The 20,548-nt window shown below is 43.3% G+C and carries 22 protein-coding genes and 1 tRNA gene; 4 read left to right on the top strand and 19 right to left on the bottom strand.

Annotated features, from left to right (window positions below):
- Positions 1 to 5: 5 nt before the first annotated feature.
- Genes BMZ72_RS26715 through BMZ72_RS26705 form a run of 3 tightly spaced genes read right to left on the bottom strand, consistent with a single transcriptional unit; the run spans position 6 to position 3,744 of the window.
- On the bottom strand, positions 6 to 494 hold the full coding sequence (locus tag BMZ72_RS26715; RefSeq protein ID WP_089812836.1) for a hypothetical protein: 489 nt from the start codon (positions 492 to 494) through the stop codon (positions 6 to 8).
- Positions 491 to 1,888: a DUF3289 family protein gene (locus BMZ72_RS26710; RefSeq protein WP_089812834.1), complete on the bottom strand. Its 1,398-nt coding sequence runs from the start codon at positions 1,886 to 1,888 to the stop codon at positions 491 to 493. Before BMZ72_RS26710 ends, BMZ72_RS26715 begins: the two co-directional genes overlap by 4 nt.
- Positions 1,889 to 1,902: 14 nt before the next feature.
- Positions 1,903 to 3,744 carry a type VI secretion system Vgr family protein gene (locus tag BMZ72_RS26705; protein WP_177222941.1) on the bottom strand — a complete coding sequence of 614 codons (1,842 nt, stop codon included), beginning with the start codon at positions 3,742 to 3,744 and terminating at the stop codon, positions 1,903 to 1,905.
- 186 nt (positions 3,745 to 3,930) lie between these two features.
- Here BMZ72_RS26705 and BMZ72_RS26700 point away from each other — a divergent pair, with 186 nt between their 5' ends.
- Positions 3,931 to 4,557, top strand: coding sequence for a hypothetical protein (locus BMZ72_RS26700; RefSeq protein ID WP_089812829.1), 627 nt, complete (start codon positions 3,931 to 3,933; stop codon positions 4,555 to 4,557).
- A 91-nt stretch (positions 4,558 to 4,648) separates the two neighbouring features.
- On the opposite strand, the gene BMZ72_RS26695 is transcribed toward BMZ72_RS26700, so the two are convergent.
- The 9 genes from BMZ72_RS26695 to BMZ72_RS26660 all read right to left on the bottom strand — a co-directional run bounded on the left by BMZ72_RS26695 (position 4,649) and on the right by BMZ72_RS26660 (position 9,881).
- Positions 4,649 to 5,146 (bottom strand): hypothetical protein, encoded by a 498-nt coding sequence (locus tag BMZ72_RS26695; RefSeq protein ID WP_089812828.1) that lies wholly within the window; start codon positions 5,144 to 5,146, stop codon positions 4,649 to 4,651.
- Entirely contained in the window at positions 5,115 to 5,645 is a 531-nt protein-coding gene (locus BMZ72_RS26690) for a hypothetical protein (RefSeq protein WP_089812826.1), read from the bottom strand. The genes BMZ72_RS26695 and BMZ72_RS26690 overlap by 32 nt, the downstream gene beginning before the upstream one ends.
- A 435-nt stretch (positions 5,646 to 6,080) precedes the next feature.
- On the bottom strand, positions 6,081 to 6,767 hold the full coding sequence (locus BMZ72_RS26680; protein ID WP_143087795.1) for a hypothetical protein: 687 nt from the start codon (positions 6,765 to 6,767) through the stop codon (positions 6,081 to 6,083).
- A 47-nt stretch (positions 6,768 to 6,814) separates the two neighbouring features.
- Positions 6,815 to 6,887 (bottom strand) — tRNA-Gly (locus BMZ72_RS26675).
- A 118-nt stretch (positions 6,888 to 7,005) separates the two neighbouring features.
- A complete protein-coding gene (locus tag BMZ72_RS36695) occupies positions 7,006 to 7,164 on the bottom strand; it encodes a hypothetical protein (protein WP_177222940.1) in 159 nt (52 codons plus the stop codon).
- 8 nt (positions 7,165 to 7,172) lie between these two features.
- A complete protein-coding gene (locus BMZ72_RS37225; protein ID WP_410492797.1) occupies positions 7,173 to 7,490 on the bottom strand; it encodes a DUF6934 family protein in 318 nt (105 codons plus the stop codon).
- Between the two features lie 620 nt (positions 7,491 to 8,110).
- The gene (locus BMZ72_RS26670) at positions 8,111 to 8,863 is read right to left on the bottom strand and encodes a hypothetical protein (protein ID WP_089812820.1); all 753 of its coding nucleotides are present in this window, start codon (positions 8,861 to 8,863) and stop codon (positions 8,111 to 8,113) included.
- A gap of 258 nt (positions 8,864 to 9,121) precedes the next feature.
- Positions 9,122 to 9,472 carry a hypothetical protein gene (locus BMZ72_RS26665; protein ID WP_089812819.1) on the bottom strand — a complete coding sequence of 117 codons (351 nt, stop codon included), beginning with the start codon at positions 9,470 to 9,472 and terminating at the stop codon, positions 9,122 to 9,124.
- A gap of 4 nt (positions 9,473 to 9,476) precedes the next feature.
- Positions 9,477 to 9,881, bottom strand: coding sequence for a hypothetical protein (locus tag BMZ72_RS26660; RefSeq protein ID WP_143087794.1), 405 nt, complete (start codon positions 9,879 to 9,881; stop codon positions 9,477 to 9,479).
- A 285-nt stretch (positions 9,882 to 10,166) separates the two neighbouring features.
- On the opposite strand from BMZ72_RS26660, the gene BMZ72_RS26655 reads away from it, so the two are divergent.
- Positions 10,167 to 10,718: a hypothetical protein gene (locus BMZ72_RS26655; protein WP_089812814.1), complete on the top strand. Its 552-nt coding sequence runs from the start codon at positions 10,167 to 10,169 to the stop codon at positions 10,716 to 10,718.
- 205 nt (positions 10,719 to 10,923) lie between these two features.
- Here the strand turns inward: BMZ72_RS26655 and BMZ72_RS26650 are convergent, their stop codons facing one another.
- From BMZ72_RS26650 to BMZ72_RS26630, 5 genes are all read right to left on the bottom strand, one after another.
- The gene (locus BMZ72_RS26650) at positions 10,924 to 11,430 is read right to left on the bottom strand and encodes a hypothetical protein (RefSeq protein ID WP_089812812.1); all 507 of its coding nucleotides are present in this window, start codon (positions 11,428 to 11,430) and stop codon (positions 10,924 to 10,926) included.
- Positions 11,431 to 11,474: 44 nt separating this feature from the next.
- On the bottom strand, positions 11,475 to 12,098 hold the full coding sequence (locus BMZ72_RS26645) for an FMN-binding negative transcriptional regulator (protein ID WP_089812810.1): 624 nt from the start codon (positions 12,096 to 12,098) through the stop codon (positions 11,475 to 11,477).
- Between the two features lie 3 nt (positions 12,099 to 12,101).
- Positions 12,102 to 12,521: a 4-fold beta flower protein gene (locus BMZ72_RS26640; RefSeq protein WP_089812807.1), complete on the bottom strand. Its 420-nt coding sequence runs from the start codon at positions 12,519 to 12,521 to the stop codon at positions 12,102 to 12,104.
- Positions 12,522 to 12,586: 65 nt separating this feature from the next.
- Positions 12,587 to 13,366: a (Fe-S)-binding protein gene (locus BMZ72_RS26635; protein WP_089812805.1), complete on the bottom strand. Its 780-nt coding sequence runs from the start codon at positions 13,364 to 13,366 to the stop codon at positions 12,587 to 12,589.
- 27 nt (positions 13,367 to 13,393) lie between these two features.
- Entirely contained in the window at positions 13,394 to 14,716 is a 1,323-nt protein-coding gene (locus BMZ72_RS26630; RefSeq protein WP_089812803.1) for a 4Fe-4S dicluster domain-containing protein, read from the bottom strand.
- Between the two features lie 119 nt (positions 14,717 to 14,835).
- On the opposite strand from BMZ72_RS26630, the gene BMZ72_RS26625 reads away from it, so the two are divergent.
- Positions 14,836 to 15,333 carry a phosphoribosyltransferase family protein gene (locus BMZ72_RS26625; RefSeq protein ID WP_089812801.1) on the top strand — a complete coding sequence of 166 codons (498 nt, stop codon included), beginning with the start codon at positions 14,836 to 14,838 and terminating at the stop codon, positions 15,331 to 15,333.
- A gap of 80 nt (positions 15,334 to 15,413) precedes the next feature.
- Here the strand turns inward: BMZ72_RS26625 and BMZ72_RS26620 are convergent, their stop codons facing one another.
- A complete protein-coding gene (locus BMZ72_RS26620; RefSeq protein ID WP_089812799.1) occupies positions 15,414 to 17,138 on the bottom strand; it encodes a phospho-sugar mutase in 1,725 nt (574 codons plus the stop codon).
- Positions 17,139 to 17,335: 197 nt separating this feature from the next.
- Between BMZ72_RS26620 and BMZ72_RS26615 the strand changes: the two genes are divergently transcribed.
- Complete coding sequence (locus BMZ72_RS26615; protein ID WP_089812797.1) at positions 17,336 to 17,992, top strand: protein-L-isoaspartate(D-aspartate) O-methyltransferase; 657 nt, start codon at positions 17,336 to 17,338, stop codon at positions 17,990 to 17,992.
- Here BMZ72_RS26615 and BMZ72_RS26610 read toward each other — a convergent pair.
- Positions 17,987 to 20,467 carry a TonB-dependent receptor gene (locus tag BMZ72_RS26610; protein WP_089812795.1) on the bottom strand — a complete coding sequence of 827 codons (2,481 nt, stop codon included), beginning with the start codon at positions 20,465 to 20,467 and terminating at the stop codon, positions 17,987 to 17,989. The genes BMZ72_RS26615 and BMZ72_RS26610 overlap by 6 nt on opposite strands.
- Positions 20,468 to 20,548: the final 81 nt, after the last annotated feature.

The raw sequence follows: 20,548 nt of genomic DNA, 5'->3' as shown, positions 1-20,548 counted from the left end.
TCGGGTTAATTTTTGCAGTTATTCTGTAAGGTATCCCGTCTGAATACTTCAGCGGATTTTACTTCCACACTCCATACGCCTTTCAGTGTATCTGTCTGACAGGCTTCATAGCGATATTCTCCCCGGTAATCTTCCATTTCCTGTGAAATGTCGTTATGCAGGTCGAAGAAGTCGTCTTTTCCCTGCATATAACTTTTCGTTTTATCAGAATAGTTGAAGAACTGGATGAAGTAACGGGCGTAGCGTCCTTCAATGTTGGATTTATGTACCATGCTATCGCAATAGCGGACGATGACCTTTTGCAGACTATCGATGTTTTCAGGCGGATTTTCCAGCAATGCATACTGGTACCATACGGGTTTCAGTTGCAGGTCAATATCTGCAATACCTTTGTGGTCCAGTTTTTCCAGGTAAATGACTTTTGTACCGTTGCTATTGTTTGTACAACTGCACCATAGCAGGGTGTAGCATAATATGATAAGACTGATTCTCATTTTGTTCTTTTATTTTTCCTTTCCTGTGCGCCTTCGGTGATATTGCCGGTGAATTCTTTTTCAAATCTTACTTTGGTCAGAAAGGGTTTGTAACCTCTCAGGTGCTGTAACAGAAACCAGGCTCTGAAGCCGGCGCCATAGGAGTAAAACTTTTCCATATCAGGCAGATCGAGACCGAAGTGGTCCCAGAGCAGTACCTCATATTTTGCTTTATAGTTATTGCCTGTGATCTTAAAATAGGTCATCGTGACCTTGTAACACCAGACGTCATTGATGGCAATGGTCAGGCCTTTCACGAGGTTATAATCACGGCTGTAAGGAAAGGAGGGATGGCCGTAGGGATGCTTTTTATTGTAATCAGCTTCCTTGCCATAATAGATCTTCTTATCCTCCATCGTGATCAGTTCACCCCCTGCTTTTTTGATACGATCGGCCATTTCATCTTCAATACCGGTACAGAACCGGATGGTGGAAGGATTGGCCATGACTGCTGCTGTTAGTTTTGCATTCTCATAGATACCGCCTTCGTTCCTTTCGAACTTGTCGATCATGTTATGAATGTTGTCATTCAAGTCACTTCTTGCCATGAGATCTACCATATCCCTGAACTGCCGGAACAGGCTGTTGTTGTCGGAATAGGCATTGGAGAACTGCATTAATCTGCCGGTATCGAGGATCTGTTTTTCATTATAGATACTCTTAGTTCCTGCACCGCTATTAGCATATTTCGCATCTGTGGCAATGTCGAATCCTTTGTCCAGATAACTGGTTTTGTAGGAGGTCAGTTCGCCGCCGTTGTATACCGGTTTGGCGGACTTCCCTCTACCATACGCCATATCATTGGCAATATCCGAGCCATCTTCATTTAGCCCAGGTACGCGATAGGCATCTACTACGAGGGGGAGGTAGATGACTTTGGACGTGACTTTGACGTTGGTATCCGGTTTACGGAAATAGGCGTATACAGTGACTTCTTTATCAACGGTATTGCCATCAACGGTGATGAGTTTATAGGCAATTCCCTTTTCTGCGCGGGTGGTACCGGTTTTAAAGGGTTCTATTGTTTTACCACCATCGAAAGAGTAAGCCCAATGGACCAGCATCAGCTGATTATCGGGTACTTTTTCACTGAAGGCGGTGGCACTGAATTCGTAGGTATTATGATTGACGACGCTTTTAGGACCTGTTACCTGTAATACTTTGATGGGGGTGGCAGCATTCAGGTTGACAGGGTCATTTTTATGAAAGGTGACACCTTCCTGTTTACCTGCCATCCTGATACGTTTACCAGATTGCAGGCTGGTTTCACCCGCACTGTTCCAGCGGATATTCTCACCGTTTTCAGTATAATTTTTACTGATGATAACGAGGTTACCAACATTATTTTCGCTCATAGGACACGATTGGATCAGAACAATTTAGATTTCTCTGCGCTCTTGATGGCAACGGACTTGCCGGAGTTGATGGTCATCTCTTCTTTGGAGCTGTCTACCTTCATTTGTTCGGCTGTCTTCTCAATTTTCTTTGCCTGCACGTCCATGTTTTCCATGGCGATCTTTGTAATGTTGGTGGCACTCAGCCGGTAGTCGTTTACGGAGTACTGACTCATGCTATCGCCTGCATTATGCAGTATATTCATGCCTGCGGAGTGGGTCATATTCATGCCGGCAGCATTTGTGATATGCATACCTGCATTGACGTCGATACTTTCTGTGGCCTGGAAGGTGATATTACGGGCATTGATACTGATATGTTCCTGGGCGGAGATGGAGATGTTTTGTCCGTTGGTATCCATGACAATGGTATTGCCACCTTTATCAGCAATGGTGATAAATTCCTGTCCGCTGGAATCATCGAGTTTGATGGTATGTCCGCTGCGGGTACTGATCACTTTTACATTGTTCATGGTATCGCCGAAGTTGGTCTTTGCGGTACCATTGTAAGCAGCGCCGGTGGCAAAAGGTGCTTCCGGATTACCACCTTCAAAATCCACCCAGACCTCTTCACCTACTTCCGGGATGAAATAGAAGCCTTTATCCCCGCCTCCGTGTGGCTGCATTAAACGGATCCAGGGAGAGGTACCGTTTTGCCAGCTGAATCTCACCCGTATACGTCCCAATCCTTTAGGATCGAAGTTTTCTACGACGGTGGCGCTCTGGGCTTCTGCGAAAGGATAGTTGTCCAGGTCCAGCGGTGGTACGGCTGCGGCTACCGGTGTTCCTTCGAAGATGTTATGGTATTCACCGTTACCGTCGCAGTGGTGTTCCAGGGCGGTGATCATATATTCGCCGTGGTCTTCGTTGGAGAAGATATTTTCCTGGATACTGATGGTATCTCCTAATCGCAGGGCGGTACTCTTGCTTTTTCCTGTTACTACGACCATTTGTGACATCTGGGCCTGTTTCTGGCGTTTAGCCAGCAGTTCCAGTTCTTCTTTGGCGTTGCTGCTGAAAGCGTAGGGGAGTTTATACTGAGAAGGTTTGGTATATAATTTATCGCTCTGGGCCTGGGCGTGCTGCGTCAGACTATCTACACCACCTTCGGCTATACTGCCGGTATTGTTCTCGACAAAGGAGTACTGGCGGTATTCCATTCCTTTCAGGGCGATCCTGTTGGGAAGGGTGCGAAGGGTCAGGCTGAAATCGACGAGATTAACCTGGTGGTAGAGGATGGTTTTCTGCGGACTATATTTCCCGAAAATGATCTGCTGACCATTGTAAAAGAACCATTCACCATAGCGTTGGGCGAGACGTTGGAGAAACTGGTAGCCGGTTTCCCGGTACTGTACGATATACTTCAGTTTGCCACTGTAGGCGGGGTTAATTTCCAGTCCGCCGGGAGAGGCGCTGCTGGATTTCGCCACGGTACCAGCAATGGCTGCAAGGTCCTGTTGTTCATAGGACTGTATATGCGGATTACCATCCAGGAGGATGGTCGGGCTGGTGGCAATAATAGTACAGTGTCCGTTGATGCCATTACTGGCTTTACCAAAGGTAACTGAACTGACTATACCATTGAAAAAGAGCGGTTTAAGGTCGTTACTACCTTCTATCGCCTGAACGGACATACGTAATTCCTTGCCTAAGAAGGACTTACCGGAGGATACAGGGTCTTTACCTGTTCTTAATAGCCAGTCGTAGCCAATACTGAGTTTGAGTTCATGGTGTCCATCCATAGATTGTTTAAGAGACAGTGCATGGAATTGCTTGAATTCTTCATCCCCAATTGACACGGCGGTTTGAGTGTACAAGGCCATCGGTTTACTAATTGATATGGTACGCGGTTAACTAAATAGGTAATTAATACAAACAGGGAATGAAGATATAAAATTATCGGGAAATGGGTGTTGGAACTTTTATCGCGTGCGGGCATACGTAAATACTTACTGAATTTTATTAATATTACGTGTATTGTTTAATCCTAATACACCTAGCCTATGATTTTTGGTACAATGTTTCTCGGAGGCGTTAAAAAATTTAAAGATCAGAAGATCCAGACTAAGTTTTTATTGATCGGTATTCCGATCGCTCCTATTGAGGGAGATTCCATGTTGGTTACTAAAGTGGTTCCTGGCGGTCGTCAGGGGATCCCTTTGAAACTGAATACGCAAAGTGTAATAGCAGGTTATACCCGTGTGTTGACGTTAGTAGGCGCTTTTATGCTGATCATGCTTGGGTTGAATAACCATGTTCCTGTGATGACGGCATTGGGTGTGTTGCTGGCTGGACTGGCGGTGTATCTCTATTTCTTTTTTGGACGTAGTACAGCGCAGGAGAATGAGATGCGGGAGATGGTGGGAGATCTGACTGGTTTTTATGTGATGCCGGAATGGCTCGAATCAGCAATGGCGTATCATCTTTTTAATAGTCTGAGAGCGGCGTATGAGACGGGTGGGCGTCTCTGGCAGGATGATGTGAGGAATGGGGTGAGGCTGGATGTGAGGTGTATGTATGTGCTGGCGTTGTTGTATGCGGTGTATGATCCTTGTGAGGGGAGTGAGCAATTGAGGGCGAAGGCGAGGGAGTTGTATGAGGGAGGCGGGAAGTTGGTGGCGATGAGGTGATTGTTAAAGATAATAAACGAAGAGGCGTGCTAATATCAGCACGCCTCTTCGTTTATTTGTCGATTTGGTGATAGAATGTGAGATCCTGATTTTATGCCTCTTCAACATTATCGGAGCTAAGTGCTTCACTAAGCATTTCTGCCCTTATTGCGGTAATTCTTGTAGTTGTTGGCATGTGGATTTTTTCACAATATGATTTTATGTCTGTCAGGTATTTTTGCGCTCTGTTGGAATATAATGTATCCGGCATATTGGTATCGTATCTGGATGAATATGACAACTCCAATAATGTGCTATAGGACTTACCTATATTTTTGCATTTGTAAAATACAAGATCCATCATTAGCTTATGCTTGTTGTCATGACTTCCTATGCAATTTTTATAGGCGGCGATATCATTTACCAGTTTTTTCTTCCCTTGTTGTAAACATTCATAAGGAAAAATAACTGAACTGACATAATGCAGTGCAGCATAAAATGCAGTTGTGATGACCCAGTCAGGAAATGTATTATTTTCTTTTAAGAAGTTGCACGCATTTTCGTTATGCCGGGCAAGATCAAGATGTTGTTTTGGTATATTTTGGCTCATAGTGCATTGAGAAGCCGTCGGCGTCCATCTTTGATAAACTCAGGCCTTTGGTTTTTGGGAACAGGTAAAGGTATATAGAGAAAGTATCTGTTAAATGCATTCTTCTAAGCTCGTGAGCTTGTTCATGGGCATAGTCCAGATTATCTGAATTATAGAACTCTTCGTCGAGGACAAAAGCTACATCAAAAGAAGAGATTGAGTTTACACGTAAGCGTATATGTGGATCTGTGTCAAATCCTTTTAATAATAACCTGAATTCTTCTGCTATTTCTGTGGCTAACTTAAGATTAGTTGTTATTTTTTCAATCAGGATTTTTTGATTTAAATTTTGTTGAACAATCATACCTTCTTGTTTGCCCATTTCATATGCGGAGAGCACATCATTAGAAGTAAAAACTGTTGTTGACCTTTCCCAGTTTTCGGGAATGGTGATGACGGATTGTTTCGAAGTGGACAATGTGTACATGTTCTTCTGTTTTGGGATGGTAATGGATTCCATGTGTAAGAATTGTTTTGATAGGACAAGTGAATAACCTGTTTATAGCAGCTTAAATCCATTTAAAGCTTCATTGCATTGGACTGTTTTTGCAGCACAAGCCTTAGTAAGATTAATGTTTGATTGCTGACAATAGATGATTAGTCTTACCTCTTGATCAGGGAGACCATTCTTGTGTTTAATGGTTTTCTTCTTCATAGATGCGAAATTAGTTACAAACACGAACTGACGTACACTCGTTTGCAAAATGAACAAACTGCTTTTGTGGGCTATATTATTTTGAGAATGAACAGATCACCGTTTGAAATTCTCCAGTATATGAGAGATTAGTACCGTTTACTGCTTAAAGGTGAGCCAGTGCTTTGGACTTAAGTTGGTAGTATAGGGAATCGGTACCGCGACCTTTAGTAGCTTGTCCGTGCATGGAAAAAATATTCACTATTGTATTTCAGTGTAAAAACTGACATCGGGAAGCCCCTTAAAAACAGCGGTATCCCAAAGTTCTTCACAGCAGTTTTTGAGTGTTTTATAAGGTATTGTGTCGTTCCCCTCATAGAATTCCATTAAAGTTTCTCCCATCGGGGAAAGAAGCTCAAATGATGCGCCACGGTGAAATCTCAGTGAATCGCCCTCCCATGTATAACAATCTTTTGTATTCCTAGTGTAAACCCCTCCGACATAGAAACTAAGAATATGTTTGCTGATAGTATCGTATTGAATGTTCATAAGACTGAGATCAGGTCTGTAACATAGTTTTCCTCCTTTGTTACTTAGAAAAACAACGGGCATACATTGCCCATGCATGTTGGGGTGATTATAAATTACCAGATCTTTATAGCTATCTGCATTTAAATCCATAGTGTCGTTAAAAGCATATAAATAAAAGTACTCCAGGATGGTGTCGGTCTTTGTATTCTCCTGAGAAAAAAGCAGCAAAGAGTCTGAGATATTCACTATCTCAATTTGTCGGTTATTGACCAACTTTTTTAGAATGACAATACTGTCGGTCCTTATGAATTCTTCTATAAATGGAGGCTTCGATCTAGGTTGTGAACAGGCGCTAATGACAGCCCAAAATAAGAGCATGCATTGTAATGAATTAGGTATAGGATTATTTGATTTCACAGTAGGAAGATATTTCTTTAATGGCAAATTTATAATTAGAATTTTTGAGCGGGAAACGGGACTCGGACCCGCGACCTTTAGTTTGGGAAACTAATGCTCTACCAACTGAGCTATTCCCGCTTGTTTGCCAAAGCTTTCCTGGCTATTTAAATATAGCAATTATTTACACAAAAATCTGCCAAAAGAAAAGCCACCTGATGTAAATCAGATGGCTTAATGATATTTGATGACGGATAATTTAATCTGGAAACTTCACGCCTTTTAAAGCTTCATTAACTATTGCCAATTTTAAAGGGGCCATCTTCCTGAGGTCGATACCCGTTTTTCTTTCATCTACGGTCAGCTTTATCACTTGATTAGAAAAGCCGCTTTTGTATTTGACAATTTTCTTTTTCATATTGCAATTTATAATTTTCTTTTTATTAGAAATCCTTTTGTGTGTATATTTTTCTTAAATGGAACAAAACCGTTATCTGTTTGAGAATATATGATCAAATTTTTGGAAAGCTCTTCAAAATTTAATGTGATTACCATCCTATATAATCTGGTTCTTACTAGCGTATTACCAGTAAAGTAAATCGATCGTTTCGGATACTTATTCAAATGAATGCCTATGATATTAATTACAGTGGCTAATATCTTATTTCTGTCTCCATTATCACTAACTTTATATTCGTCTATTTCATCATTGGCATTTACATCTCCTAGAATAAGAGCATAAATATTTTATATTCCGTATTGGAAAATATAGCTCTTTTAAGAATAACACCTCTATTCCCGATACTGAAAAATTCAAATATATTATACTCCTCTTTGGTATTGATATTGGGATAAATTTCGGATTGCATATAGCTTGAAATGGTTAACAAAAAATGTGGCTGTAAAATTAGTACTAGCCATTGATGTAGTGTATTTTTGAATGTAGAATGAACAAAATGATTTTAATGAAATGGCGTTTTTAAAATGGATTTGGTTGTGACGTGTTTTTCAGTAATGCTTTTTTTTGTCGTTGAACGATGAGCAGAACGCTCAGGTAATATTGTATAGGTGATATAGGCTGATGGTTCTAATGAGAGATTTTTGTCAATGTCTCTGTAGCTGACTTACCTGGCATAGGAGAAACAAATGTTGCATACCAGCTGCATAATAGAGATAACTGTGGACTTGAGGTTATGGTGATCGTCTGAGTGATAATTGTAGCGGGAAGTAGTTAATATGATGTATCTGGCGTATTAGAGAAATGCCAATGCTGCTGTAGCGTAAGCAACAGCGTAATTCAGGGAATGTAAGGAATAGGTAAGTGGATGTGGCTCAACAAAATATATACTTCTGGCGATTTGAAATTATTCTTTTTGAATGGCAATTGTTTGATGATGGACGTGTAAGCTGGGCAACGCCGGGTGTAATTGCGTTATTGTGCGCAATGGATGAGTATGTGCCCTGAAACGTTTAGGTCGGATCGGTGGTAATACTGCAATGATATCCGCAGCTGTATATTGCCTGTTACGTGTAAGGCCTCCCTGGTCTATGCCCCTTATCTGTATTGTCAGCAGGAGGGTACCTTCCCCGGAGACATATAAAGGAATATTGGCGCCACAGAAAGGCTGCTGTGGGTCAATCAGCATATTTACAGTGTCGGTACCGGTTACCCGGCGGCTACTGAAATCAATACGCACTGCGATTGCTTTTATTTCCAGTGCTGTGAAGCCTTCGTTATTGATATGCTGGGGTGGAATATGCAGCATGCCGTTTCTGGAGAACTCAGGTAGAATCTTGAGGAACCGATCAATGCCTGTCTGCTTGTTGAAACGGAAGCCTTTAATTGCTGTATGATCACCAGCAGATTTAATAAGCAGTTTGTTCAGGCGGTTGACATGGGTACTGTCACATTGAATATCCAGGTCAGGATAAAAGGCATGACGGATCGATTTTGCCTGGGTGCTATAGATGCCAAAGCGTTTTGATGCCCGGCGGGTGGCAGAGGATTGTCTGACTGTCTGAGGGGTACTGCGGAAGAAGTATTTACCGTTACGCTGGTACCCGATTTTGTCACCGAGTTTACCGGTGAGCAGGATGATGGATTTTTGTCTGGCCATTGTGTATATTTTGAGGTATGTGAATTTAAGGGAAATAGGGGAGAGGGGTGGTGGAGAGAGAGGGGAGATTATCCACTGAAATTATGAACGGTGTGGATAACTGGTAAAGCCGAATGACGCATTAATATTCCCGCAATATTCTAAATCGATTACTTATGTAGTAAATGTATACTTTTTATATATGAAATGAAAGAAATGGCCTGTAAATGATTTCCTATGAAATGATCCCAGGCCAATTTTTCCAGGTATCATAATAATTTAAGCGCACGTAACAATCTCTGATAATTGGCAGCCAGACTGATTGATTGTAGTTGTTTTAGCACTATTCCATTCCATCTCTGCATCTAAGATTCTAAGAGATGAATCAGAAGATATAAATACGATATTATCCGTCTCATATAAAGATTCAAATTCCAGAGAAAGAGGAATCCAGGCATTATCTAACGCTAGATTATTGTAATATTCAGATACTGGGGTTAATTCTACAACATGCACATGAATTATGTCATTAAATGCATATTTAATATTGACAGCTTTGAATGTATCTGCTAATGCATTCAATTTATTCCTGATGAATTCTACAGGATTAATATTGGCGTTATTGGTCATAATGTTATATTTTATTTATTAAAGAAATTATGCTCGTAGCGGTTTGAAATGCTTCATAGACTTCTTCCTGCTTAATAAATTCAGTTGAATAATCTGCTTTTTCCCGTAACCGTTTTAATTGAGTGTAAGATTTCTGGAACCATTTATAATTCCTGAAATCATTATTAGCTATTTCGTTGCTGATTAGTTTATATGCCTGAATATGTGAGCTGACGCCGGCATATTTTCCATCTGCTATAAATCTGGTATGATTGATCTCTTTTTTAGTGAACAAAACATGGAAAATTGTTTGCAGACAAGTATAAAATGAACAATGAACACTGCTGCAATAAAAGTTTTTATTAATCAGAAATTGTGCAGAAAGAAGATTTTGTTTTGCCCTTTCTTTAAAACCTGGTGTGTTACTCATGTGAATGTCTAAGTTTATGCAATGAAATGGATAGATCATTCAGGGATGTACAAAACATGTATAAAGGTGTCTATTACAAAGGACGGCTTATGAATGATGGGTTCTATATCCTTGATAGAACAGATTATTTTTTACGTTTATTGTTTTTAAAATTACTGATAAACATCAACTAAATTATATACGCCAACAAAATGAACAAACTGGTTTTTGGGGAAATGAAAATTTGAGAATGAACAATCACAGCTGATTCCCCATTAATCAATACCTTTACCTACATCCTTTATCATGACATTGCCCATCAAACATCGCTTCTATGCCGTCACTATGGATTTTTCCGTCATACCATGTGACACCCAGGATGACTGCATCCAAATCGAAGATTTCTTATACGGAATAGAAGAAGTCTATGCGGACAATGATATGCAGTCGCCACAGGCCATAAGTCTTTTCGACCATCGTAAACTATCTGTTTTGTTAAATGAAAATGGCTGGAGAATAACTTCGCTCAATATGGTATTTCAGTCCTTGAATGATGGATATTCAAGTCATATACCGACTATAGATATCGAAGATCCTTCAGGAGTTATACGTACGTTAACGGCAGATAAGGAAGGCTATGAAGGCTGGATGCAACTATATCAGCTTTTCAGGTACCATTCTATTGCAGCTGATTGGGAGAAAGTAAGACGGCGTGAGGAAACAATAAAGCATACAATGAATCTGAAGAAAATATTTATCCGCCTGAAAAATGGTCATACAATTAGGGATAGCATACAGATAAACGATGACGAAGAATATCAGATTAATCTTTCCTATCAGAACGATTTATTCAAATGAACAGCTGTATTGTTGAGGGTGATCTATATATAAATGATATTTATAAAAATCAAGAAGAATATAGAACGGCAGACTTTAATACGTTCATCTACACTATACTGGAGAAGTTTCCCAATATCAACCTGATAATATAAAAAGCAATAAAAACAAAAATCTCCCGGCATGCCACTACACACCAGGAGATCCTCAATAATCTTTCACCTTCTTAAACCAGCGAAAATTTCTTCGCCAGCCAGCTCTCTTTCAACGGCATTAACCATTTCTCCTCCAATTCCCCCTTAGTCAGCACCGTATTATTCAAATACAAAGTATTCTCATCAATAAATCCTTTTTCCAGCGCATAAGGCACCTGTTGCATCGGCAGCAATTGTACTTTCTCTTTCACGATAAACGCCAGCAACAGTCTGTCAAACATATTCACTTCATACTGACGTTCGATGCTCTTAATGATACGCACGGAGCTATCGGTACTACAACCGCTGACAGCCGTCATGGACTCATCCGCAATAAGTACAATCACCTGGTTGAACAGCAGCTTACCCCATCCTTTTACAGGGGCGCCATGTGCCTGCCAGTGTGCTACGAATTGATCCAGCTGCTCCTGTACCTCTAAGGCTTCCCTTTCCTGGAAAGGGCGGTTACTCTGATATATCCAGACCCGGGAGGACGGGTGAAAGTCCGCCGGTAATAAGTTGTTAATTTCCTGTTTCATCCTGCAAATTTACCAAAAAAATGATAGTTGTCGGCTGACCGCCGTCAGTCGGTGTTTTGTTCCAGCCTCTTCCGCATGTATTCAGCGGTGAGCAGAGCGGTGCTATCGGTGTTAGCGGACAGATTTTCAATGATATTACGCTGTTCCTGGAGGGTTTTATTCTGACTGAGCTTCTGTTTGGCCTGTAGGTCGTCGACTTCGATTTCAAAAGCGACAATGCCGTTCAGGAGTTTCAGCTTAAAATCGGGTGGTAATTCCTGCCATTGCTGCATGTAGGAGGGTTCGTAGTCATGGATACTGTTTTCCAGCAGGGCCATTACGGCGTCTGCTTCGGAGATGATCCGGGCCTGACCGTAGGCGTGGACGGAGATATAGTTCCAGGTAGGGACTTCCAGGCGCTTTTCGTAGTTGGTGGGCGAGATATAAGCATGTGGCTCACTGAAGATCACCAGCGACCGCGACCTTTCCAGGCACTGCCACTGGTCATTGGCTCGGGCGAAGTGCGCGGTCAGGAGTAATTTATCGTCACGAAAAGAAATGTGGAAGGGGAGGTGTGTGGCCACCGGCACATTGTCAATGCTATGTATGATGGTGGCAAAGCTGAAGCGTTGCATAAAGGCAGCGATCTCCTGTCGGTCTTCCATCACATTGAGCCTTGGGATATACATGTTTTACTTTTTTATGCCATTGAGGAGTAGCTCTTCGAAGGAGTCGTCCGTCCAGTCTGACTGTCCATACACTTTATACGGTGGATAGCTTTGATTTGCTTTGTATGGCTTGTACTGTTTGTAGCTTTTATAAGGTTCATACTGTGTATATCTGTTGGTAGCCTCTTTGGTGCTGCCGATGATCTTTCCTTCATGCGTTCTTACTGAGCCTTTATCGTACCATCCGAGGTGCTGACCATTGAAGCCATATACATTGTCCTTCTCGATATAGGCAACGGGTTTGCCATCATAAAGGTATATTGACATTTCATCTTTGGTATCGATATAGGCAATGGCTTTTCCATCTTTATTGAAAAGGCCGATTTCCTGTGCGTGTACTGAACAGCAGGAAAAAAGGATGGCAAGGGTGTATAACAGTTTCATAAGTAAAATATAATAAAAAATCCCCTGAAATGAGGCATTCCAGGGGATGAATATGATGAATGGAGTTATTGCATCTGTTGTGCGATCATTTCCGCGATATCCAGCACCTGTACGCTGTCTTCTTTACCCTGTTCTTTCACGCCATCCGTCAGCATGGTCATACAGAAGGGACAATTCGCAGCAATCACAGACGCTCCTGTTCCTATCGCTTCTTTTCCGCGTTCGAAGTTGATACGGGTGCTGCCTTTTTCTTCCTCCTTGAACATCTGTGCACCACCTGCACCACAGCAAAGGCCATTGCTACGGCAACGTTTCATTTCTACCAGTTCAGCGTCCAGGGCTTCCAGTACCTTGCGGGGTGCCTCATAGATATTATTGGCACGGCCCAGGTAACAGGAGTCATGGTAAGTTATTTTGCGGCCTTTGAAGGTACCGCCTTCCTGCATCCGGATCTTTCCTTCGTCAATCAGTTGCTGGAGGTAGGTCGCGTGGTGTATGACTTCATAATGTCCGCCCAGTTCAGGGTATTCATTGCGGAGTGTATTAAAGCAATGGGGGCATGCCGTAACGATCTTTTTCACTTCATAACCATTCAGTACAGCGATATTGTTCTGGGCCATCATCTGGAAGATGAATTCATTGCCCGCTCTGCGGGCCGGATCACCGGTGCAGCTTTCTTCTTTACCGAGTATTGCAAAACGGATTCCGACTTTATCAAGGATAGTGGCAAAGGCTTTGGTGATTTTCTGCGCACGTTGATCAAAACTGCCGGCACAGCCCACCCAAAACAGGATTTCAGGGGTTTCGCCATTGGCGAAGTATTCGGCCATCGTTTTTATTTGCATGTTATATCAGTTATCAGTTTAACGCTATTATCCATTCATTTCCACGGCCCATTTGTCCCTGTCGTCCGGACTCATTTTCCAGGGGGCCATGTTGTTTTCGATGTTGCTGAACATCATATTCCATTCCTGCGGCGCACTGGATTCTTCCATGACGAGGTGACGGCGCAGTTGCAGGATGATGTGCAGTGGATTAATACTTACGGGACACTCCTGTACACAGGCATTGCAGGACGTACAGGCGCGGAGTTCTTCTTCAGAAATATAATCGCGGAGCAGGGTTTTACCATCTTCGCTAAAGGAGCCGTTCTTTGCTATCTGCAGACCAATCTCCTCAGCACGGTCACGGGTATCCATCATGATCTTACGGGGAGACAGTTTCTTGCCAGTAATGTTCGCCGGACAGGCAGCCGTACAGCGGCCACATTCAGTACAGCTATAGGCATCGAGTAAGTTCTTCCAGGTAAGGTCAGGTACGTCTTTGGCGCCAAACTTAGGAATATCGGTAGCTGGCGCTTCATTAGCCGCCAGTTCCGGCTGTAACATGAGCTGTACCTCTTTCTGCACAGCCGGCATGTTTTCCATTTTCCCTTTAGGACGGAGGTCCGCATAATAGGCATTAGGGAATGCCAGGATGATGTGTAGGTGTTTGGAGTAAGGGAGGTAATTCAGGAATGCCAGGATGCCCAGTATGTGCAACCACCAGCAACCTCGTTCTATAGCTACCAGGGTACTGTCGGACAATCCGCTGAACAGCGACACGAAATTACCGCTCACCCAGAAGGCGCCGGTATTGATATAGTGTTCGTGCCCATGCAGTTGTAATGCCTGATCCGCCGTGTTCATGGTGAGGAACAACAACATCAGGACGATCTCGGTGATCAGGATGTAATTGGCGTCAGAACGGGGCCATCCATCCAGCTCATGCTGATTCAGGCGTTTTACCCGTACAATGTTCCTGCGCACCAGGAAGATCGCACAACCGATCATTACCAGCGCTGCCAGTATCTCAAAACAACCGATCAGTACAGGGTACAATCCTCCCAGCAGAGGAGCGAACAACCGGTGTTTGCCAAGAATACCATCCAGGATGATCTCCAGGATTTCCACATTGATGATGACAAAACCCGCATATACGAAAAAGTGAAGGACAGCAACCAGGGGGTTACGAAACATCTTCTTCTGTCCGAATGCGAGTAACAGTACATTCTGCCAGCGTGCGGCAGGTTCGTCATTGAGTGATACATCCCTGCCAAGCAGTATGTTTTGCCTGATCTGGCTGGCCTTTCTGTAAAACAGGTATACAGCAATGCCAAAGGCAATTACAAATAAAAGCTCCTGAATTATATGCATACGTCAGATTTGACTTCCTAATTTATAGCAATGTAACGAAAAATAGATGATCATCCATCGCTCAGGTCTTGTTGACTATGGACTCTTTTTCCTAATTTTACTTCGCTTAAATGACCAATATGGAAACTAAGAACGTGATCCTGACCCAGGATGTGATAGAGAAAAAGATCAAACGTATCGCTTACGAGATCTATGAACATAACAGTGATGAACAGGAAATTATCATCACCGGTATCTGGGACAGGGGAATGATACTAGCAGAGAAAATTGCGAAGATCCTGCAGGAGATATCTCCGCTGCAGATCAAATTACTGCGTCTGGACCTGAATAAACAGCGTCCTGAAGGGGTAACGCTCTCCGAAGAAATAGATTTCAATGGGAAAGTGGTCGTGCTGATTGATGATGTGGCTAACTCCGGACGTACCATGCTATATGCCCTGAAACCCTTCCTGCAGTTCCTGCCCAGGAAGATCCAGACCGCTGTACTGGTTGACCGTAAGCATAAATCTTTCCCTTTATCAGTTGATTTCGTGGGTTATTCCCTGGCAACGACACTCCAGGATATGGTAATGGTGGAAATGGAAGAAGAGGAGATCAAGTCTGCCTATCTCGTATAACTGACTACTAATCATCCAGCAAATAAAAAGTCCCGGTACCTCCTGTAAGGTCGTACCGGGACTGTCTTTTATGTGGAAGCTTATTTCAGCTTCATATCTTTAATGATATTCTCCACTTTCTGATCCAGTGCCTTTGTTGCAGCATCAAAGCCAGCCGCATTTTCCAGTGCCTGGTTTACGCTGAAGTAGAACTTGATCTTTGGTTCTGTACCTGAAGGACGTGCAGAGATCTTGCTGCCATCTTCCAGTACAAACTGCAGTACATTGGATTTAGGCAGATTGATCGGCTTCACTTCACCGTTAGCCAGTGATTTCACCTGTTGCAGTTCATAGTCATATAAAGTAACAACTTTGGAACTGTTGATAGTGGTTGGTGGGTTCTCACGATAACCACGCATCATATCAGCGATTTCCTCTGCACCTTTCATTCCTTTCTTGGTAATGGAGATCAGATTCTCTTTATAATAACCGTATTTTACGTAGATATCTATCAGTTGTTCATACAGTGATCTTCCCTGGCTCGCCGCATAAGCAGCCATTTCACAGATCAGGGCTACAGAGGCGATAGCGTCTTTATCACGTACGTTGTCACCGATCATATAACCATAAGACTCCTCACCACCACAAATGAACTTCTCTTTACCTTCTTTCTCTCTGATCAGATCAGCGATCCATTTGAAGCCGGTCAGTACGTTATAGCATTTTACGTTGTTCTGTGCTGCGAATACATCGATCAGATCAGAAGTAACGACAGTCTTACAAACGTAGTCTGTGCTACCTGCCAGTCCTTTCTGTCTGCGGCCTTCTATAATATAGTTGAACAGCAATACCGCCGTCTGGTTACCATTCAGCAGTACCCATTCGCCTTTCAGGTCTTTCACAGCAATACCTACACGGTCAGAATCCGGATCGGTACCCAGGAGGATCGCCGCGTCCAGTTCTTTTGCTTTCTTCAGACCAATGCTCATAGCTTCAGATTCTTCCGGGTTAGGGTATACTACCGTAGGGAAGTTACCATCCGGAGTAGACTGCTCTTCTACCACGTGTACATTGGTGAAACCGTAACGTTTCAGGATCTCAGGCGCCAGCGTGATACCGGTACCGTGGATCGGGGTATATACTATTTTAAGGTCGTGCTGTTCTTTAATAACATCCGGCTGGATGCTCAGTCCTTTTAGCATCTGGAGATAAGCTTCATCCACCTCTTTACCTATCAGGGTGATATTAGCTTCTCCGCCGGACCATTTCACCTCATCAACAGAAGCGATCTTTTCTACTTCACGGATAACATTTTTGTCGTGTGGAGGTACCAGCTGGGCGCCATCGTTCCAGTAAGCCTTGTAACCGTTGTACTCTTTCGGGTTGTGAGACGCTGTCAGTACGATACCACCATTGGCGGACAGGTGACGGATAGCGAAAGACAGTTCCGGCGTAGGACGGAGGCTTTCGAAGAGAAATACTTTAATACCATTGGCTGCCAGTACATTAGCGGCTACTTCTGCGAAGTAACGGCTATTGTTACGGCTATCATGCGCAATAGCGAATTTGATCTCTCCGGTGAAGGTCTGTTTCAGATAGTTGGCAAATCCCTGAGTAGCCATACCTACCGTATATTTATTCATACGGTTTGTACCTACGCCCATGATTCCGCGTAGACCACCTGTTCCAAATTCCAGGTTGCGGTAGAATGCGTCGGCCAGTTCATCGGGGTTCTCCTGCTGCAATTTTTTGACTGCGGCTACGGTATCCGCGTCAAATTGGCCATCCAGCCACTGTGATACCTTACTTTCAATAATATTATCCATAGAACGATTGAGGTTTGTTTTCTTATTTATCAAAAACAAGTTTGTAAATTAAAGCTAAAATCCGGACAAAATAAAACCGGGTAAAAGACTCAGCAATTTTCAAACCAACTCTGCCGCTCCTAAAAAAGAGGATGTTGATAAATAGGAAATATTCCACACATAGTTAAAAATTCTGTCTATTGGTTAATTTTGCGCCTATGAGGCGGTTCGAAGATTCTTATAAGCAAAAAGGATTGCGCAGGCAGCTGGTCGATAGTATCCGACAAAAGGGCATTACTGACGAAAACGTATTAACAGCTATCAACAACATCCCACGGCATTTTTTCCTGGATACAGCATTTGAAGGCATTGCCTACGAAGACAGGGCTTTCCCCATCGGGGAAGGGCAGACCATTTCCCAACCCTATACCGTAGCGTACCAGTCCCAGTTACTGGAACTGAAACCCTATGAAAAAGTACTTGAAATAGGAACAGGCAGCGGCTACCAGGCTTGTGTGCTGGGAGAGCTGAAAGTGAATGTATTCACGATTGAACGTCAGAAGAAATTATTTGACCAGGTAAAGCAATTCCCGTTTAAGTCAAAATACCCGACCCTCCGCTTCTTTTACGGAGATGGTTATGAAGGACTACCTACCTACGCCCCTTTTGACAAGGTGCTGGTAACGGCCGCCGCCCCTCAGATACCCGAAAAACTACTGCAACAGATGAAAATTGGTGGAAAAATGGTCATTCCGGTGGGTGGTCAGGAAGTACAGCGTATGCTGCGCATCACCAAAGTCAGTGAAACGGACTACGATCAGGAAATGTTCGATAACTTTTCCTTTGTTCCTATGCTGGCAGGTAAGACATTATAACCTGCTGTCAGCAGGTTTTTTATCTTTCTCCTTATCCTTGTCATCCGCTTCCTCTTCTGGTACCTCCTGTTTCTTCTTTTTCTTAAACATATCCGGATCCATTTTACCAAAACGGTACCGTATGTTCAGACGGATGAAGCGGGTGGTTCTTTTACGGGTATAATCCTGTATGAAAGCATCCGTCTCGTAATGCGAACTGTAATTCTGGGTATTCAATACATCCGTGATATTCAGAGAAATCGCTAACGCATTGTTTTTCAGCATTTCTTTCCTGATACCCATATCTACCCCGTTCATCGCTTTGAAGGTACCCTGTGGCTGTACCCGTGGAGAACGGTAATGTCCGTTCACCTGCATACTTACCTTTCCTGGCAGTCTGACGTTGGAATTGACTGTAATGCCATAAGTCACATACTCATTATTTACATTGGCCCCTGTCAGCTTGCTGTACTCCATATTCAGGTTGGTGGTCACGTTCCAGCGCGGGATGATATGCAGGTTATAGGTGAAATTGGCTCCCCAGTCCTTGTCTGTCGCCAGGTTCATCGGACGGGTGGTGGTTACACCAGTTGTCGTATCCAGCAAACTGATACGATCGATGTCATCATTTGCCTGCGAATAATAAACCCCTGTACTCAGGTAATCTTTGGTATTAGGGAAATATCTGGAATAATTCGCTTCAAATTTATGGGTCAGGGAAGGCTTCAGTTCAGGATTACCTACCCGGATATTCTGCGGATCAGAGTTGTTGACATAAGGCAGCAACTGATCAAACCCTGGTCTATCGACCCTGGTAGAATAGTTGAATATCAGGCTCTGGTTCTCGTTATGCGGCAGGTTATACTTCAGGAAAACACTTGGAAATACGTTCAGGAAACGGTTATTCACAGAAGTGTCCCTTGTATAGGAGAAGCCATGGAGATAGGCCTGTTCCACACGGGCGCCCACCTGGTAGCCCAGGTTACCGATCGCATTGGAAAAGTTGAAATAGCCGCCATAAATGTCCTCTTTATAATAATAAGTATTGGAAAGGTTCTGGCTTTGTTCAAACTGCTGGTTCGTCTGGTTGAACAATTCGGCAATGTAGTCATTGTCATTGCTACGCAGGGTTACCTTTGCACCTGTCTCGAATTTGCCTTTTGTACCTATCGGCGTGGTATAGTCGGTCTGTATGTTCCAGAACTGATTCTGCGAATTGCCCACATTACGCTGTATATCATGGTCATCGGGCGTACCGTTGGCAAACTTGTACAGGGTATTGTAGTTACTGTTATTCCTGCTCTTATTATTACTGTAGCTGATGTACGCCGTCCATTCCTCGTTCTGTTTGTCGGTCGTATGGCGGAAGTTCAGACTGGTATTGTTGTTCGGACTGCGGTAATCGCTGCTATTATGACGTTCGCCGTTTTTGATGGCCTGTCTTTTGGAATCCAGGTAGTCCAGCATAATATCATCTGCACTGTTGCCGGTATTGAGGTTCAGACCCTGTGCGATGGTAAAGGTGTTGTAATCATCCAGGAAATAATCCAGTCCGATACGGCCGCCATTGCCGCCATTGCTGTTCTTATTCCGGCTGTCCTGTGTAAAAAATGCGGTACCGGCGCTATCCACTATCAGGTTCTGGCGGTTGCTGTAGCCCGATCCTACTGTTCTTTCATACCTGCCGTTGTAGTTGGCGAAGAAGTTAAATTTCCGGATCCTCAGATTGGCATTTGCGTTACCGGTTAATTGTCCGCGGGTAGCTACACCGGCACTGAACATCACATTATAACCGATCGCTTTATCCTTTTTCAGTACGATATTAATAATACCGCCGCCGCCCTGCGCCTCAAATTTGGCGGAAGGATTGTTGATCACTTCTACTCTGTCAATGGTAGATGCAGGGATCATCTGTAAGGCTGTCTTTGCGTCTCCGAAAGGAGAGGGCTTGCCATCTACATAGATCGTTACGCTCTTACCCCGCAGTGTAATGTTATCATCAATATCAATATCTACGCTGGGTACATTCTTTAATACATCTGTTCCTGTGCCGCCTTCCGCCGTGATCATACTGCCGGCGTCAAATACCTGGCGGTCTATCTGCATGGAAAATGCGGGTTTCTCAGATTTGATCTCTACTGTAGCCAGTACCTTGCCGGCAGGTTGTAATCTTACGGTACCTACAAACTGCGTGGGTTTGTTGGGTACCACCTTTACGGCTTTCACGAGTTTGTCGTATCCCATAAAAGTGACACGCAATACATAGTTGCCTTCGGCAACCTTGTTGAAGGTAAAGTCGCCATCTGGCTGGGTATACATACCGGTGACCACGGAGGAGTCCTGTGGATGTAATAATACAACAGAAGCATATTCAACAGGTTTGCCGGTAACAGCATCTACTGCTTTACCAACAAGTTTTGCGGAATTAGGACCGGTTTGAGCGATAGCTGTACCGGCATAGCATAGTAACGCTGACAGCAGCAAACGTTTCAGCATGCAGGGTAAGGGTTGTTAATTGAGACCTAAATTGTTGAGACCAGAGACAAAAATATTTATCTCATATAGAAAGTATTGCTA

It is taken from the genome of Chitinophaga sp. YR627, assembly GCF_900114995.1.
GTDB lineage: Bacteria > Bacteroidota > Bacteroidia > Chitinophagales > Chitinophagaceae > Chitinophaga.
The sequence above is the reverse complement of the archived record's forward strand: the minus strand, read 5'-3'. Positions and strand labels throughout refer to the sequence as shown.

What these genes read in the sequence shown, in the direction of transcription:
- BMZ72_RS26715 (WP_089812836.1), bottom strand. Translation starts at nt 494, where the DNA reads ATGAGAATCAGTCTTATCATATTATGCTACACCCTGCTATGGTGCAGT.
- BMZ72_RS26710 (WP_089812834.1), bottom strand. Translation starts at nt 1,888, where the DNA reads ATGAGCGAAAATAATGTTGGTAACCTCGTTATCATCAGTAAAAATTAT.
- BMZ72_RS26700 (WP_089812829.1), top strand. Translation starts at nt 3,931, where the DNA reads ATGATTTTTGGTACAATGTTTCTCGGAGGCGTTAAAAAATTTAAAGAT.
- BMZ72_RS26695 (WP_089812828.1), bottom strand. Translation starts at nt 5,146, where the DNA reads ATGAGCCAAAATATACCAAAACAACATCTTGATCTTGCCCGGCATAAC.
- BMZ72_RS26690 (WP_089812826.1), bottom strand. Translation starts at nt 5,645, where the DNA reads ATGGAATCCATTACCATCCCAAAACAGAAGAACATGTACACATTGTCC.
- BMZ72_RS36695 (WP_177222940.1), bottom strand. Translation starts at nt 7,164, where the DNA reads ATGAAAAAGAAAATTGTCAAATACAAAAGCGGCTTTTCTAATCAAGTG.
- BMZ72_RS26670 (WP_089812820.1), bottom strand. Translation starts at nt 8,863, where the DNA reads ATGGCCAGACAAAAATCCATCATCCTGCTCACCGGTAAACTCGGTGAC.
- BMZ72_RS26665 (WP_089812819.1), bottom strand. Translation starts at nt 9,472, where the DNA reads ATGACCAATAACGCCAATATTAATCCTGTAGAATTCATCAGGAATAAA.
- BMZ72_RS26660 (WP_143087794.1), bottom strand. Translation starts at nt 9,881, where the DNA reads ATGAGTAACACACCAGGTTTTAAAGAAAGGGCAAAACAAAATCTTCTT.
- BMZ72_RS26655 (WP_089812814.1), top strand. Translation starts at nt 10,167, where the DNA reads ATGACATTGCCCATCAAACATCGCTTCTATGCCGTCACTATGGATTTT.
- BMZ72_RS26650 (WP_089812812.1), bottom strand. Translation starts at nt 11,430, where the DNA reads ATGAAACAGGAAATTAACAACTTATTACCGGCGGACTTTCACCCGTCC.
- BMZ72_RS26645 (WP_089812810.1), bottom strand. Translation starts at nt 12,098, where the DNA reads ATGTATATCCCAAGGCTCAATGTGATGGAAGACCGACAGGAGATCGCT.
- BMZ72_RS26640 (WP_089812807.1), bottom strand. Translation starts at nt 12,521, where the DNA reads ATGAAACTGTTATACACCCTTGCCATCCTTTTTTCCTGCTGTTCAGTA.
- BMZ72_RS26635 (WP_089812805.1), bottom strand. Translation starts at nt 13,366, where the DNA reads ATGCAAATAAAAACGATGGCCGAATACTTCGCCAATGGCGAAACCCCT.
- BMZ72_RS26630 (WP_089812803.1), bottom strand. Translation starts at nt 14,716, where the DNA reads ATGCATATAATTCAGGAGCTTTTATTTGTAATTGCCTTTGGCATTGCT.
- BMZ72_RS26625 (WP_089812801.1), top strand. Translation starts at nt 14,836, where the DNA reads ATGGAAACTAAGAACGTGATCCTGACCCAGGATGTGATAGAGAAAAAG.
- BMZ72_RS26620 (WP_089812799.1), bottom strand. Translation starts at nt 17,138, where the DNA reads ATGGATAATATTATTGAAAGTAAGGTATCACAGTGGCTGGATGGCCAA.
- BMZ72_RS26615 (WP_089812797.1), top strand. Translation starts at nt 17,336, where the DNA reads ATGAGGCGGTTCGAAGATTCTTATAAGCAAAAAGGATTGCGCAGGCAG.
- BMZ72_RS26610 (WP_089812795.1), bottom strand. Translation starts at nt 20,467, where the DNA reads ATGCTGAAACGTTTGCTGCTGTCAGCGTTACTATGCTATGCCGGTACA.